10 protein-coding genes are annotated in these 15,339 nt (G+C 72.1%); 2 read left to right on the top strand and 8 right to left on the bottom strand.

Annotated elements, in window-relative coordinates; genetic code table 11:
* Positions 1 to 48: 48 nt before the first annotated feature.
* The 6 genes from IEY79_RS35080 to pyrG all read right to left on the bottom strand — a co-directional run bounded on the left by IEY79_RS35080 (position 49) and on the right by pyrG (position 8,341).
* On the bottom strand, positions 49 to 648 hold the full coding sequence (locus IEY79_RS35080; RefSeq protein ID WP_189111718.1) for a hypothetical protein: 600 nt from the start codon (positions 646 to 648) through the stop codon (positions 49 to 51).
* The gene (locus tag IEY79_RS35085; RefSeq protein ID WP_189111708.1) at positions 645 to 1,769 is read right to left on the bottom strand and encodes a ParA family protein; all 1,125 of its coding nucleotides are present in this window, start codon (positions 1,767 to 1,769) and stop codon (positions 645 to 647) included. The genes IEY79_RS35080 and IEY79_RS35085 overlap by 4 nt, the downstream gene beginning before the upstream one ends.
* Positions 1,770 to 2,138: 369 nt before the next feature.
* On the bottom strand, positions 2,139 to 3,254 hold the full coding sequence (gene ald / locus IEY79_RS35090; protein ID WP_189111719.1) for an alanine dehydrogenase: 1,116 nt from the start codon (positions 3,252 to 3,254) through the stop codon (positions 2,139 to 2,141).
* A gap of 140 nt (positions 3,255 to 3,394) precedes the next feature.
* Complete coding sequence (locus IEY79_RS35095) at positions 3,395 to 5,443, bottom strand: tetratricopeptide repeat protein (protein ID WP_189111720.1); 2,049 nt, start codon at positions 5,441 to 5,443, stop codon at positions 3,395 to 3,397.
* 508 nt (positions 5,444 to 5,951) lie between these two features.
* Positions 5,952 to 6,578 (bottom strand): NUDIX domain-containing protein, encoded by a 627-nt coding sequence (locus IEY79_RS35100; protein WP_189111709.1) that lies wholly within the window; start codon positions 6,576 to 6,578, stop codon positions 5,952 to 5,954.
* Positions 6,579 to 6,682: 104 nt separating this feature from the next.
* Positions 6,683 to 8,341 carry a CTP synthase gene (pyrG, locus tag IEY79_RS35105; RefSeq protein ID WP_189111710.1) on the bottom strand — a complete coding sequence of 553 codons (1,659 nt, stop codon included), beginning with the start codon at positions 8,339 to 8,341 and terminating at the stop codon, positions 6,683 to 6,685.
* 710 nt (positions 8,342 to 9,051) lie between these two features.
* Between pyrG and IEY79_RS35110 the strand changes: the two genes are divergently transcribed.
* On the top strand, positions 9,052 to 10,860 hold the full coding sequence (locus IEY79_RS35110; RefSeq protein ID WP_189111721.1) for a glycoside hydrolase family 15 protein: 1,809 nt from the start codon (positions 9,052 to 9,054) through the stop codon (positions 10,858 to 10,860).
* Between the two features lie 48 nt (positions 10,861 to 10,908).
* On the opposite strand, the gene IEY79_RS35115 is transcribed toward IEY79_RS35110, so the two are convergent.
* Positions 10,909 to 11,910, bottom strand: coding sequence for an SLAC1 family transporter (locus IEY79_RS35115; protein WP_189111711.1), 1,002 nt, complete (start codon positions 11,908 to 11,910; stop codon positions 10,909 to 10,911).
* 293 nt (positions 11,911 to 12,203) lie between these two features.
* Between IEY79_RS35115 and IEY79_RS35120 the strand changes: the two genes are divergently transcribed.
* The gene (locus IEY79_RS35120; protein WP_189111712.1) at positions 12,204 to 13,835 is read left to right on the top strand and encodes a PucR family transcriptional regulator; all 1,632 of its coding nucleotides are present in this window, start codon (positions 12,204 to 12,206) and stop codon (positions 13,833 to 13,835) included.
* 43 nt (positions 13,836 to 13,878) lie between these two features.
* On the opposite strand, the gene IEY79_RS35125 is transcribed toward IEY79_RS35120, so the two are convergent.
* Positions 13,879 to 14,985 carry a glycosyltransferase family 4 protein gene (locus IEY79_RS35125; RefSeq protein ID WP_189111713.1) on the bottom strand — a complete coding sequence of 369 codons (1,107 nt, stop codon included), beginning with the start codon at positions 14,983 to 14,985 and terminating at the stop codon, positions 13,879 to 13,881.
* Between the last annotated feature and the right edge of the window lie 354 nt (positions 14,986 to 15,339).

Raw genomic sequence — 15,339 nt, forward strand, 5'->3', positions numbered from 1 at the left:
GGCGGTCCTGGAGGCGGGAGGGCGGGTCTCGGTCCGCCGAGGCTACCTTCAGCGCCCGCGCAGGCGCCGTACGAGAATGCTCGCGTCGCCGCGCGACTCCAGGTCGGCCAGGACCACGGCGACCGCCTCGCGGACGATCCGCCCCCGGTCCACGGCGAGACCGTGCTCGCCGCGCAGCACCAGACGCGCGTGCTCCAGGTCCATCAGCTCCTCGGCGGAGACGTAGACCGTGATCTTCTCGTCGTGCCGTTCGCGCCCGCTGGGGCGGCGATTGGCGCCGCGGCCCCCTCGGCGGCGCTGACCGCCCTGCTGGCCGGCCGCGGCCGTACCACCGTTGTTGCCACCCGTGCCGCCGCCGCTGTCCTGCGATCCCTGCGACCGGCGCTGCGGCTGGTCCCGTTCGGGGGTACGGCTGCGGGAGGTGGCCGACGAGTCCGCGTCGGTCGCCGAGTGCTCCTGGGCCGGCGCGGGTGCGGGCGCCGCCGCCTGCGCGGCCCCCGGCTGTTCGGCGCCCGGGTCGCTCTCCTGGGCCGGTGCCGGGACCCGCGGCTCACCGTTCGCGGTACGCCGCCGGTCTCCCGGTGAGGAGGCCTGGAGCGCCATGCCCCCGGTCGTACGGAACAGCTCGTCGGCCCCGGGCAGACTCACTCGGCGTGACACCGGGCGAGCACCTCCCTGGCGAGCTGGCGGTAGGCGGCGGCGCCGACGGAGTTGGAGGCGTAGGTGGTGATGGGCTCACCGGCGACGGTGGTCTCCGGGAAGCGCACGGTCCGCCCGATCACCGTGTGGTAGACGTGATCGTCGAAGGCCTCGACGACCCGCGCCAGGACCTCGCGGCTGTGGACCGTGCGGGAGTCGTACATCGTGGCGAGGATGCCGTCGAGCTCCAGCTCCGGGTTGAGCCGCTCCTGGACCTTCTCGATGGTCTCGGTCAGCAGTGCCACTCCGCGCAGCGCGAAGAACTCGCACTCCAGCGGGACGATCACCTTGTGCGCGGCGGTCAGCGCGTTCACGGTCAGCAGACCGAGCGACGGCTGGCAGTCGATCACGATGTAGTCGTAGTCCTGCATGAGCGGCTTGAGCGCCCGCTGGAGCGTGGACTCCCTGGCGACCTCGCTCACCAGCTGCACCTCGGCCGCCGAGAGGTCGATGTTGCTCGGGAGGAGGTCCATGTTGGGCACGGCGGTCTTCAGGAGCACCTCGTCGGCCGACATGCCCCGCTCCATGAGCAGGTTGTAGACCGTGAGGTCGAGCTCCATCGGATTGACCCCGAGCCCGACGGACAGGGCGCCCTGCGGGTCGAAGTCCACGAGCAGCACGCGCCGGCCGTACTCCGCGAGCGCGGCGCCCAGATTGATGGTCGACGTGGTCTTGCCGACGCCGCCCTTCTGGTTGCACATCGCGATGATCTTCGCGGGGCCGTGGTCGGTGACCGGGCCGGGGATCGGGAAGTACGGCAGGGGACGCCCGGTTGGGCCGATTCGCTCGCGGCGCTGTCTTGCCGCGTCGGGCGCGAGCGTGGCCGCGTACTCGGGATCGGGCTCGTACTCGGCGTCAGGGTCGTAGAAGTGCCCCTCGGGCACCTCGTCGAAGTCGGCGAAGTGGGTGGACTCTCGGCCACTCTCGTTGCCGGCCATGGCGTTCACGTGTTGGCCGTCCATCGTCTGGTGGGCTGTCGTCATGTGCTGATGGGTGGTGAAGGTGCGGACAGCGACGGAGCCGACGGCCTCTAGCCCGGACGACGGGCTCTGGTGGCCCATCGCAGGCATTCCTGGTTGACCACCCCCGGGAGTAAATGTCGACTCATTCACAAGTCGTCTTACCTCCTTGGACGTGACCAGGAAACTTATCGATAGGTCAGCGTGGCACCATGCCGACGGTTGGCGACTCTATGGCGTGTCACCACTCCGCAGCAACACAATCCGCCGGACCCGGCCCGATGTGTCGGCAACCGAACACCCTTGTGTCAAGGGCGCGCAGGGCTCCGTCGGCGCGCCTCACACGGGTGGAAAAGGGTTAAAGGGTTACGTTCGAGGCGAGTTGAACAACGGCCCGGAAGTGGCCGGACACACAGCCGGCCGGACCTTGCCGAGCAAGATCCGGCCGGGGGCGCGAGGTTGACGGGCGCCGTTGACGGGTCAGCCCAGAACCGTTGCCAGTTCGGCGTACGGAAGACCGTGCGCCTCGGCCACGGAACCGTAAGTGACCTGCCCGTCATGGGTGTTGAGGCCCTTCGCGAGCGCCGGGTCGCGGCGCAGCGCCTCGGTCCAGCCGAGGTCGGCGAGAGCCACGATGTAGGGAAGCGTGGCATTGGTCAGCGCGTAGGTGGAGGTGTTGGGGACGGCACCCGGCATGTTGGCGACGCAGTAGAACACCGAGTCATGGATCCGGAAGGTCGGCTCGGCGTGGGTGGTGGGGTGCGAATCCTCGAAGCAGCCACCCTGATCGATTGCAATGTCGACAAGTACACTTCCGGGCTTCATCTTGGCCACGAGCGCGTTGGTGACCAACTTCGGCGCCTTCGCTCCGGGGATGAGAACGGCGCCGATGACGAGGTCGGCCTCGACGACCGCCCGCTCCAGTTCGTACGCGTTGGAGACGATGGTCTGCACCTTTGTGCCGAAGATCTTGTCGGCCTCGCGCAGCTTGTCGACGTCCCGGTCGAGCAGCGTCACATGGAAGCCCATGCCGACGGCGATCTGGGTCGCGTTCCAGCCGGAGACGCCGCCGCCGATGACGACGGCGCGGCCCGGAGCCGTACCGGGAACGCCGCCGGGCAGCACGCCACGGCCGCCGACCGAGCGCATCAGGTGGTACGCGCCGACCTGCGGGGCCAGCCGGCCGGCGACCTCGGACATCGGGGCGAGCAGCGGGAGGCGGCGGTTCGCGGTCTCGACGGTCTCGTACGCGATGGCGGTGGTACGGGACTTCAGCAGCGCGTCCGTGCACTCGCGGGAGGCCGCGAGATGCAGATACGTGAAGAGGGTCTGGTCCTTGCGGAGGCGGTGGTACTCCTCGGCGATGGGCTCCTTGACCTTGAGCACCAGGTCGGCGGTGGCCCAGACGGCGTCGGCGGTGGGCAGGATCCGGGCGCCCGCGGCGGTGAACTCCGCGTCCGTGATCGAGGAGCCGGCGCCGGCGTCCCGCTCGATGGCGACCTGGTGGCCGTGGCGCACGAGTTCGTGCACTCCGGCGGGGGTGATGGCCACCCGGAACTCGTTGTTCTTGACCTCGCGGGGGATGCCGACGAGCACGATGATCACGGTCCTTGGCTCAGGGGTTACTCGGGCAATGCCCTACAAACCCATACGCCGAGGGCGCATCGGAAGGCATCGCTGACTTACGACAGAGCCAGTCTAATGAAGGACTTCTCGCTGTCTAGCCTTGCAAAGCATCAACCTTCTGCCGAGGTGCTGCGGATTTCGTAGGCTGAGCTCTCCGTGGAGAGCAGACGGGCGGAGGCTTTGCGGTGCAATCCGGCCGCCGTCGGGTCGCCGAGACGCTCCAGCGTGTCCGCGAGCCGGAGCTCCAGCGCGGCCTGGAGCCGGGTGTCGCCGGCCAGCCGGGCGTACTCCACGGCCTCCTGGCAGGTCCCCAGCGACTCCTCGGGGCGGCCCGCGTACTCCTGGACCCTGGCCGCCTCGCTGAGGGCGCGGGCCTGGCCGGGGAGGTCCTGGAGCCTGCGGAAGCCCGCCGCGGCCGCCCGCCAGTGGCGCAGCGCCTCGCCGTAACGGCCCGCGCAGGCGTGGACGGCACCGAGCCGTCCGTACAGCCGCGCCTCGTCGGCCCGCTCACCGCGGCTGAGCCGCTGCGCGAGGGCGCGGCCGTACCAGTCGGCGGCGCGGTGCCAGTCCTGGAGCTCCTGGTAGGCGCCGCCTACGGATTCCATCGCGCGGCCGGTGGCGTAGTGGTCGTTCGCGGCCCTTCCGGCGTCCAGGGCCGACCGGTACCGGGCCAGCGCGTCGTGCGTACGGCCGGTCAGGGCGTCCAGATCACCGATGTTGAGCAGCGCGGCGGCCTCCTCGCGGTGCAGGCCCTGGCGCTCGGCGACACCGAGGACGAGCTGGTGCAGCCCGTACAGGTCCGGGGCCGCCGCGTCGGTGCCCTGGTGCGCGGCGAGCGCCCTGACCAGTGCGGAGACCAGCCTGCGGGCGAGGGTGTCCAGCCCGCCGTCGGCCACGGCGAGCCGGGCGGAGGCCAGGAGGGCCGGCCTGCGGGAGCGCAGCCACTCGGCGGCGGCCGGGGTGCTCGGGAAGCGCATGGCGCGGGGCAGCGCGGCGAGCTTCTTGCGCGCCTGCGAGCCGTCGGGTTCGGTGACCGCGCGGCAGGACTGGAGCAGTCGTACGGTCCGCTCCAGCATCCGGGCCCTGGCGAGCTGCACCTCGGCGGGGCGTTCGTTCGCCTCCACCAGCGCCCGCATGAACGGGGCGAGGGAGCCGAGGACCTCGTACTGCTCCCCCGCCGGCCGCAGCAGGTTCAGCCCGGCGAGGTCCTCCAGCGCCGCCTCGGCGGCGGAGACGGAACAGCCGACCAGCGCGGACGCGGTGTGGGCGTCGGCGAATCCGGCGGGGGCGAGTGCGAGCAGTCGCAGCACCCCGGCGGTGGAGGGCGGCAGGTCCTCGTACACGAACCGGAAGGCACGCGCCAACGCGCGGGCGCCCTGCGGCTGTTCGGGATCCGAGGGGACGGTGCGCAGCCGCCTGGCGGCGTCGGCGACGGAGACCGTGGGACGGGCGGCGAGCCAGCCGCCGATGACGGCGAGCGCGGCGGGCTGGCCGCCGCACTCCTCCGCGAGCGATTCGGCGGCCTGCGGGTCGACGGTGATCCGGACGGATCCGGTGTACGTGCCGAGCAGTTCGATCGCGGCCTTCGCGTCCAGGCCGCCGAGGGTGCACGGGCGGATGTCGGGGATACCGGTGAGCGGGCCGCGCGCGACGGCGACGACGAGGCAGTCCGGATTCTCGGGGAGCAGGAGGTCGACCTGCTCGGCGTCGTGGGCGTCGTCGAGGAGCAGCAGGACCCGGCGTTCGGACAGCGCGTCGCGCACCATCTCGGACAGCTCGTCCTCACCGGCGCCCGGCGGCACGTCGATGCCGAACTCGCCGAGGAGGTCGCGCGCGGTGCGCTCGACGGGGACGGGCTCGCCACTCGGCTCGGTGAGCCGGATGTGCAGCACCCCGTCCGGATAGCGCCGCCCCACCTGCCGCGCCAACTCCCGGGCGAGCGCGGTCCGCCCGGAGCCCCGCTGCCCGGCGATGAGCAGCACACGGGTGTGGGCGGCCTTCCGCCCGGCGATGGTGTTGAGTCCGGCCCGCTCGATGTCGGTGTGCAGGCTCTTCAACTCCCGCTGCCGCCCGAAGAACCCGGGGGCCGCGAGGGCGGACGCCGGGTCGGGACGCGGTGCCGGGCCCGGCTCCGGGCGCCCGGCCCCGGCGTCCGGCACGGCCTGCGCCGGCGCTCGGGCTTCCGCGGACGCGACCGGTTCGCCGGCGGGAGTTGACGCGTCCACCCGGGTGTCGGCCCGGCGCGGGCGCGGCTCCCCGGGCGTGGGCGTCGTCGGCGGCCGGTCGTCGGCCGACGTGCGGTCGGGGACACGTCGTGCGTGGGTCGCGGACCGTGGGCCTGACGTGCCGTCAGGGACGGAGCGACGGCCGGACGCGACCGCAGGGCCGGCCGACTTGGCGTCAGGTGCCGCCGTTTCGGGCGGAGTTGAGCGTTCCGTACGCGACCGGGCAGGGCCGCCGTTCACGTCCACCGCCTGGTCCGTCACGGCCACGCTCCTTCCCCTGCCCGTCCGGCGGGGTGCGCACGAGTCGAGCCCGGCGGGTGTCCGCACGGGTGATTCGAGCCTAGTTCACGCTGCGCGACCGACCCGGAGGGGCACGGCGACAAATCCCCCAATCGGATCAGCAGTTCGTCTTACCGCACTCCCCTCACGCCCCTCAGGTGCCTCACGCCTCGAACGGCCGCGCCGGCCATTCCGCGTCCGCCGCACGCAGCGCGTCCAGACCGTCCCCCGTCAGCGCGGCGGTCAGCGACAGCACGCCCACGACGAGCGCGTTGTTGTGCAGCTCGCCCGCCAGTACGCCTCGCACCAGCTCCGGCAGCGGCACCCGCGCCTGCTCCATGTCCGCCTCCTCGTCGGAGACGTCGAAGCGCTCGCCCTCCGCCTCGGACAGGCCGCGCGCCAGGAAGATCCGTACGGACTCGTCGCAGCCGCCCGGCGTCGTGTAGACGTCCGTCAGCACCCGCCAGTCCTCCGCCTTGACGTGCGCCTCCTCGTACAGCTCCCGCTCCGCCGCGTGCAGCGGGTTCTCGCCGGGGATGTCGAGCAGGCCCGCCGGGATCTCCCACAGCTTCTGGCGGACGGGGTGCCGGTACTGCCGTACGACGATCACGCGGTCCGCCTCGTCCAGGGCGAGGATCGCGACCGATCCGGGGTGGACCTGGTAGTCACGGCGCGCCACGGAGCCGTCGGGCATCACCACGTCGTCCGTACGGACGCTGGTCTTGTTGCCCCGGAACGGAGTCTCCGTGGCCGTGATCCGCCACTCCTCGGGGGTGTCCTTGATGGCCATCGACACTTACCTCCACACACGCCCACACAGCGGAAACCGAGGTACGGTCCCGGGCTGCCGGGAGAGCCGTACCTCGGCCAACGTTATCGCCCCGGGTCCGCCGTCTACGCGTCCCGCCGGCGCTCCACCGCGGCCTTGACCAGGCCCGCGAAGAGCGGGTGCGGGCGCGTCGGACGCGACCGGAGCTCCGGGTGCGCCTGCGTGGCGACCAGGTAGGGGTGCGTCGTGCGCGGGTACTCCACGTACTCGACGAGCTTGTTGTCGGGAGAGGTGCCCGAGAAGACGAGGCCCGCCTTCTTCTCCAGCTCGGCGCGGTAGGTGTTGTTGACCTCGTAGCGGTGCCGGTGGCGCTCCTCCACGTACGGCTGGTCGTCGTAGACGCCCCGCACGATCGAGCCGTCCGCGAGCTTCGCCGGGTACAGGCCGAGCCGCATCGTGCCGCCCAGGTCGCCGGCGCCCTCCACGTACGCGAGCTGCTCCTCCATCGTGGAGATCACCGGGTGCGCCGTCGCGGCGTCGAACTCGGTGGAGTTGGCGTCCGGGTTCTCCAGGAGGTTGCGCGCGGCCTCGATGATGATGCACTGGAGTCCCAGACAGATGCCCAGCAATGGGATCTTCTGTTCGCGTGCGTACTGGATCGCCCCGACCTTGCCGGTCACGCCGCGCTCGCCGAAGCCGCCGGGGATCAGGACGCCGTCGACGTCCCCGAGCTGCCGCGCCGCGCCCGCGGGCGTCTTGCAGTCGTCCGAGGTGACCCACTTGACCTTGACCCGCGCCCGGTTGGCGAAGCCGCCGGCCCGCAGCGCCTCCGTCACCGACAGATACGCGTCGGGCAGGTCGATGTACTTGCCGACGAGCGCGACCGTCACCTCGTGGTCGGGGTTGTGCACCCGGTCCAGCAGGTCGTCCCAGACGGTCCAGTCGACATCGCGGAACGGCAGGTCCAGCTTCCGTACGACGTACGCGTCCAGGCCCTCGGTGTGCAGCACCTTCGGGATGTCGTAGATGGACTTCGCGTCGATCGCCGCGACCACGGCGGCCTCGTCCACGTCGCACATCAGCGAGATCTTGCGCTTGATCGAGAGGGGCACCTCGCGGTCGGCGCGCAGCACGATCGCGTCCGGCTGGATACCGATGCTGCGCAGCGCGGCGACCGAGTGCTGCGTCGGCTTGGTCTTCAGCTCGCCGGAGGGGCCGATGTACGGGAGCAGGGAGATGTGCACGACGAAGACGTTGTCGCGGCCCACCTCGTGGCGGACCTGGCGGACGGTCTCCAGGAACGGCTGCGACTCGATGTCGCCGACCGTGCCGCCGACCTCCGTGATGACGACGTCGACGTCGTCGGTCGCCATACGCCGGATGCGGTGCTTGATCTCGTTGGTGATGTGCGGGATGACCTGGACGGTGTCGCCGAGGTACTCGCCGCGCCGCTCCTTGGCGATGACCGTGGAGTAGACCTGGCCGGTGGTGACGTTGGCGGAGCCGTCGAGGTCGACGTCCAGGAAGCGCTCGTAGTGCCCGATGTCCAGGTCGGTCTCGGCGCCGTCGTTGGTGACGAACACCTCACCGTGCTGGAACGGGTTCATCGTGCCCGGGTCCACGTTCAGATACGGGTCGAGCTTCTGCATGGTGACCCGCAGGCCCCGCGCCTTGAGGAGGGCCCCCAGGCTGGAGGCGGTCAGGCCCTTGCCGAGGGAGGAAGCGACGCCCCCGGTGACGAAGATGTGCTTGGTCGTCGAGGAGGTCGAGGATCGGTTCGGCATGGCCAAGACGGGGCTCCCGTGGTCGCGGTCTGAGGTGCGTACCGGCGCCCCTGTCCGGTGAATCACCGGTGAGACCGGAGGATCTGGAGGGGTCGGCCGTCGCTGCGGTTCGGGGCCCCTGAGAAGCGCTGGGGGGCCATCCGTCCACGGGCCACCAGGGTATCAGCGACGGCGGGGGCACGTTCGCGTCGGCCGCCCGGGGCCCGGGCGCCGGGGCCTCGCGACGGGCGCGGGACACGGCGGCGGGCGCCGCCGGGACCGTTCACCGACGGCTGCCCCCGAAACTGGCGCCCGTGACATGCAAAAGATGCTTTCCGGCCAACCCACGCCGGGTGTTTGACGGTCCGTCGGCCCCTGCCCAAGATCACAAGTTGATCACCCCATGAGGCTTGATGATCAGCACACGGTCACCGCGCGGTCACGTCCGGGTCACCAGGCCCGTCGGCACTGAGTTGTCGCCCCGTTACCGCACGTCATCGGAGCTGCGGCGGCTTGGGTTGTGTCACTGTTGGCCAACTCGTTCGGCTCATTTGTGTTGCCTGGACACCTGCGCGGATCTCCGAAGTGCGTCGTATCCTGCTCGGACATTCGCTGCCGAGTCCGGCCGGCAAACGGCACTATCCCCGCCCGTGTTCCCGGAAAAAGAGCTCGTCAACGACCCTTGACCGCAGTAAGCGCCCCGAGGGGCGAACGTGGCCGTTCGACTGGAGATGCACGTGGCCGGGCGCATCGAGGATTACGCACTCATCGGAGACATGCAGACCGCCGCCCTGGTCTGCCAGGACGGCACAGTCGACTGGCTGTGCCTGCCTCGCTTCGATTCGCACGCCGTGTTCGCGGCGCTGCTGGGAACCGACGAACACGGTTTCTGGCGGCTCGGACCGGCCTCCCCCGCGGGGGCCGAGCCCCCGCGGGCCGACCGGCGCCGCTACGTGGGCGACTCCCTGATCCTGGAATCGGAGTGGGACACGCCGCGCGGCACGGTCAGAGTGACCGATTTCATGCCCCCGCGTGACGGCGCGCCGCAGCTGATCCGGATCGTGGAAGGTGTCAGCGGCCGGGTGCCGATGCGCTCCGCGCTGCGGATGCGTTTCAGCTACGGCCGGGTGGTGCCCTGGGTGCACCAGGTGGACAACCGCACCGTCGCCGTCGCCGGGCCGGACTCGATCTGGCTCGACACCGAGGCGGACACGTACGGCAAGAACCTGACGACGTACTCCGACTTCACGGTGGCCCCCGGCGACCGCGTCGCGTTCACCATCAGCTGGCAGCCCTCGCACCGGCAGCCTCCCGCGCTGCCGGACCCCGAGGGATCACTCACGCTGACGTCGGACTTCTGGCGGGAGTGGGTCGAGCACTGTACGTACCACGGCCCCTACCGCGAGGCCGTCGTCCGCTCGCTGATCACGCTCAAGGCACTGACGTACGCGCCGACCGGCGGCATCGTCGCCGCGCCCACGACGTCGCTGCCCGAGGAGATCGGGGGCGTACGGAACTGGGACTACCGCTACACCTGGCTGCGCGACGCCGCCATCACCCTGTCCTCCCTGCTGCGCACCGGCTACCGCGAGGAGGCCCGCGCGTGGCGCGAGTGGCTGCTGCGGGCCGTCGCCGGCGACCCCGAGAATCTCCAGATCATGTACGGGATCGCGGGCGAGCGTGAGCTGGGCGAGGCGGAGCTGGACTGGCTGCCGGGCTACGAGCAGTCGGGACCGGTCCGGGTCGGCAACGGCGCGGCGCACCAGCTCCAGCTCGACGTGTACGGCGAGGTCACCGAGGCCCTGCACCTGGCGCACATGACGGGCCTGGCGCGCAACGACTACGCCTCCCTGCTCCAGCTCAAGCTGATCGAGTATCTGGAGACGCACTGGGACCAGCCCGACGAGGGCATCTGGGAGGTGCGCGGGCCGCGCAGGCACTTCGTGCACTCCAAGGTGATGGCGTGGGTCGCGGTCGACCGGACGATCAAGCTGATCGAGTCGGGCGACGCGGACGGCCCGCTGGAGCGCTGGCGCGAGATGCGCGACGACATCCACCACGACGTGTGTGAGAAGGGTTACGACAAGGAGCGCAACACTTTCACGCAGTCCTACGGCTCCAAGGAGCTGGACGCCTCGCTTCTGCTGATCCCGCAGATGGGCTTCCTGCCGCCGGACGACAAGCGCGTCATCGGCACCATCGAGGCGATCCAGCGGGAGCTGTCCACGGAGGACGGCTTCGTCCTGCGCTACCCGACCTCGGGCGACGAGGCGGGACTGGACGGCCTGGAGGGTGACGAAGGCGCGTTCCTGGCCTGCTCGTTCTGGCTGGCCGACGACCTCGCGATGATCGGCCGGGTCGATGAGGCCCGCAAGCTCTTCGAGAAGCTGCTGGCCCTCCGTAACGACCTCGGGCTGCTCGCCGAGGAGTGGGACCCGAAGCTCCAGCGCCAGGTCGGCAACTTCCCGCAGGCGTTCAGCCATGTCCCGCTGATCGACACGGCGCTGCGCCTGACGGCTTCGGGCGCGTACGGCGGCTGAGCGTCCGGGCGGATCCCCCGTCGGCGACCTGGCGCCGGTGCGCGCTGTTCAGGTGCCGACGGGGCGCCTGCCGCCGAGGACGAGCACCAGGCTCCGGGCGGCGAGGGCGGCGATGCTCACGGTCGCCAGCGAGGTGAGGAGCCACGCCCACGCCTCGATGTCGGTGATGTGGAGGGCCGTGAGCCAGCGCATGCCGAAGTTGGTCGTCGAGGCGACGGGGAAGGCGAAGGCCCAGAACCCGAGGGTGAAACCCACTCGGCGGTAGTCGGGCAGGAGCATCAGCTGGACCAGCACCAGCAGGATGATGACGCCGGCCAGCACGTCGATGACGGGGTCCACACGGTTCTCGTGGGCGGCGAACCAGGCGATTCCCGCGGTGGCGGGCGAGGCGAGCAGCACGGAGAGCAGCGGTGTCGCCGCCGGTGGCAGAGGCTTCTGGGTGGTGAGCCGGGCGAAGAAGAGGGCGCTGAGGACGACCCAGAAGAAGAGCCCCGCGCCGACGGCGGTCAGGGCGGCCGTGCGGGCACCGATGCCGGTGAAGGCGATGCTGGTGATGGACGCGCCCGCCGCATAGGGCAGGAAGTAGCCCGGGTGGACGGCGGCGAGCGGCACGTCACCACGGAAGAGGTGGGTGAGCATGGCGGCGACCATCAGCAGCAGAGCGGCGACGAGCACTCCGCAGACCCATTCGGCCGCCGTGCGGGAGTAGAGGCTCAGATGGGGCGTCATGAGCAGCCCGACGACCGGCGGGTAGGCGGTCAGAGGCGCTGTCACGGGATTCCCGAGGTCCGCGCCGAGCGTTCCGGTGTGTCGCGGACCGCCTGTCAGATAGATGACCGTCAGGACCAGCCAGACAGCCGCGGCCGCCGCGTAGGTCGCGTCACCCACCCACTTCGGGGCGTCCACGACCGTCTGGGCCTCCACCCACACCCCGCCCAGGCCCGCGAGGCCGAGAGGCACGGCGAACAGCGTGATCACACCGGTCGGCATGCCGGCCGGTGGCGCCTGCGCGGTCTGCCCCTGCGAGCCGTCGGCGCCGCCGTCGGTCATGGGTTCTCCTGCCCTCCGGGTCGCGCCGAGCACGATGGACACACCGGCGGTCCTGCCTCGTGCGGCCCGGAGAGACAACGGACGTACGACGGCCGACGGAGCGCTCACCCATGGTGCGGGTGGCCCGGTGGAGACGCACTCCGGGCCGCGCAGGCAGGGGACGCCCGACCGGAGGACACCGTCCCCGCCGCTCACACCGGCGGACGTGGCCGCGTCGGCCAAGGTTTCGGGTCGCCACCGGACGCGGGTCCCGGGACGGACATCGGCGCGCGGGCCGGGTAGCGTCCGGCCTCATGGACGATCAGGGCGGAATCACCGTGCGGCAGGCCCTGGACCTGCCGGGGCTCCGTGCCGGGCTCCCCGAGGTCGTCGCCGGGGCGGACCGGCTCCACCGCACCGTGCGCTGGGTGCACGCGGGCGAGGTGCCGAACATCGCGTCCCTCCTCAAGGGCGGCGAGCTGCTCCTCACCACCGGCATCGGGCTGGGCACCCGCCCCGCCGAGCAGCGCGCCTTCGTGCGCGGGCTCGCCGATCGCGGGATCGCCGCCCTGGTGGTGGAGCTCGGGCCGCGATTCGGGCGGCTGCCCGCGGCGGTCGTGGACGCGGCGCGGGCGGCCGGGCTGCCGCTGGTGCAGCTGCACCGCGAGGTGCCGTTCGTCTCGGTGACCGAGGAGGTCCACACCGAGATCGTCAACGGTCACTACGCGCTGCTGCGCCAGGCCGAGGAGGTCCACCGGCGGTGCACGGACGCGCTGCTCGACGGCGGCGGCGTGCCCCAGGTGCTGCGCATCCTCGCCGACTTCGCCGGCAACCCGGTCTTCCTGGAGACCGCCGACGGGCAGCTGCTGTTCGCGGCGGCCGGTGCGGCGGGGGCGCCGACGGCCGCGGAACCGCTCCAGGTCTGGGAGGGGCTGCGGGCACAGCGGGCCGACCGCGAGGCGGGGCCGCCCGCCGGCTCGGTGCTGGTGGATGTGCCCGGTGGCGGGCACGGCGCCGGTTCCGTACGGGCCAGGCTCGTACTGCCTCCGGTGTCGGCCCCGCTGCTGCCGGTGCACCGGATGGCGGCCGAGCGGGCGGCGGGCATCCTCGCGGTGGTCCTCATGCAGGCGCGCCAGGAGGACGAACTGGCCGCGCGCGGCCGGGGCGATTTCCTCACCGATCTGGCGGAGGGCCGGGTCACGGCGGACGACGCGCCCGCGCAGGCCGCCGTGCTGGGATTCCGGCCGGGCGAGGGGCCGCTGCTGCCGGTGGTGATGCGGCTGGGCCCCGAGCCCGCTCCGCCGGGCGACTGGGCGCCGCTGGCACGGGCGGTGCTGGAGGAGCTGGGGTACGTCGGGGTGCCGGTGCTCCTGGGCGTACGTCCCGTGGAGGGCCGGATCCCGCTGCTGATCGGACTGCGCTCGGAGTCCGAGCGCGGGGCCGTGGCCGACCGGGTGGCCGCGGCGCTGCGTGCGGGCCTGGAACGGGCCGGACTGGAGCGGCCCGGCGGCCCCCGGCCCGTGGTGGTCGTCGGTGTCCCCGGCGGCTGGACGGCGGCGGGCGCGGGTCTGCGGCACGCGGCCGAGACCGCGGCGGCGGCCGGGGGTCTGCCGGAGCGGCCGTGGCACGACGCCGGACGGCTGGACATCGACCTGCTGCTGTGGCGGCTGCGGGACCATCCTGATCTGTCGGCGTTCGTGGACCGCGCGATCGGCCCGCTGCTCGCCCACGACCGCACGTCCCGCGCCCCGTTGCTGCCGACACTTGCGACGTTCCTGGACCACGCGGGCCGCAAGGCGGAGACGGCGCGCGAGCTGCATCTCAACCGGCAGACCCTCTACAACCGGCTGGCCCGGATCTCCGAACTGCTCGGGACGGACCTCGACGACCCGCACACTGTGCTGGCCCTGAGCCTGGCGCTTCGGGCGCGGCGCCACGTGCGCTGAGCGGGAGGCGGCGTGCCGTACCTCGGGCCGGCGCGGGCCCGCGTCAACCGGGCGACGGCTGGGCCAACTCGTCGTAGACGCTGAGCACTTGGGCGATCGTGTGGTCCTCCGTCGGCCATGTCGCCGCGCGGACCGGCCCGGCCGCCGCGAGTTCGGCCCGCCGTCCGGGATCGGCCAGCAGCCGTGTCACCGTGTCCGCGAGGGAGGCGGCGTCCCCGTACGGGACCAACTCCGCCGCCTCGCCGACCAGTTCGGGTACGGCGCCGACGGCCGTGGCGACCAGGGGGACACCGAGGCGCAGCGCTTCCTGGGCCAGCAGCGAGCGGGCCTCCCAGCGGCTGGGAAGAAGAGCGATGTCGGCGGCCGCGAGGAGCCCGCTCACGTCGTCGCGCCGGCCGACGAGGCTGACCGGCAGGCCCTCGTTGTCGATCCGCCCCTGGAGCAGGGCCCGTTCAGGGCCCTCGCCCGCGATGACCAGGAGCGGTTCGGGATCGAGGCCGCGCCATGTCCTCGCGGCGTCCAGCAGGGTGCCGTAACCCCGGTCGGGTACGAGGCTGCCGACCGCCATCAGCAACGGCCGTCCCACCGCGCCCAGTTCGGCGCGGGCCTTACCGTCGGCGTCGCACTCGTCCTCCGCGTCGACCGCGGGGGCCCGGCGCGGGGCCGGGACCGCGACCGGCGCGAGGCGCGCGTCGCGGGCGCCGCGCTCGCGGGCCCGGTCGACCAGCTCGGACGAGGCGCCGAGCACAACTGTCGCCGCTCTGACGGCTCTTCGCTCGAGAAGCCGCAGCAGATGGCCGCGCGGCCCGTCCGCGTGCACGCGGGTGTGCCAGGTGACGACGAGCGGCACGCGCCGCCCGCCGAGGGCGACCGCCGCGCGTACGGCCGCGTGCAGTCCGTGCGCGTGCACCACGTCGGCGGTGGCGCAGACGGCCCGCAGCGCCGCGAGGGAGACGGGGTCGCCGCGCCGGGCCACCGGCACATGATCGGCGCCACAGCCCCGGAAGTCGTACGTCCGTTCCAGCGAGTCCGGCGCACAGACGGTGACACGTACACCACGGGCGACGAGTCCGGCCGCCAGCGATCTGACGTGCGCGCTGCTGCCCGCACTGCCACCGCCGAGGACCTGGACCGTACGCAGTTGTGTCACGTGGCCAGGGCTCCTGTTTCCGGTGGTGTGTGCCGTCCCCAAGGATGCCAGCCGGTACGGACCCTCCCGCACCGAGGGGGCGTCGCGGGTGTGTCGATCGGTACGGCCCCCGCCCGATATCACTCACACGAGTGACGTCGGGGCGCGCCCCGACGTACGGTACCGGCCGGAGCGCGGGCGGCCGCGCGCCGCCGTTAGGCCCGCGACGATCCGTCGGACAGGAGCTGGGGCGGGTTTCGGAAGTAGCGTCGTCCGCCCGCAGCGCGTGAGCCGGACGGGACTTCTGAAACACGCCCTAGGCTTGTTCTTTAACCTCCGGCCGTCCCGTACCGACGCAGGTTGATCTCGGTTCAG

The organism is Streptomyces camponoticapitis, from assembly GCF_014646115.1.
Lineage (GTDB): Bacteria > Actinomycetota > Actinomycetes > Streptomycetales > Streptomycetaceae > Streptomyces > Streptomyces camponoticapitis.

Excerpts from the sequence above, each read along its gene's own strand:
- IEY79_RS35085 (WP_189111708.1), bottom strand. The coding sequence starts at position 1,769 with ATGCCTGCGATGGGCCACCAGAGCCCGTCGTCCGGGCTAGAGGCCGTC.
- IEY79_RS35100 (WP_189111709.1), bottom strand. The coding sequence starts at position 6,578 with ATGGCCATCAAGGACACCCCCGAGGAGTGGCGGATCACGGCCACGGAG.
- pyrG (WP_189111710.1), bottom strand. The coding sequence starts at position 8,341 with ATGCCGAACCGATCCTCGACCTCCTCGACGACCAAGCACATCTTCGTC.
- IEY79_RS35110 (WP_189111721.1), top strand. The coding sequence starts at position 9,052 with ATGCACGTGGCCGGGCGCATCGAGGATTACGCACTCATCGGAGACATG.
- IEY79_RS35115 (WP_189111711.1), bottom strand. The coding sequence starts at position 11,910 with ATGACCGACGGCGGCGCCGACGGCTCGCAGGGGCAGACCGCGCAGGCG.
- IEY79_RS35120 (WP_189111712.1), top strand. The coding sequence starts at position 12,204 with ATGGACGATCAGGGCGGAATCACCGTGCGGCAGGCCCTGGACCTGCCG.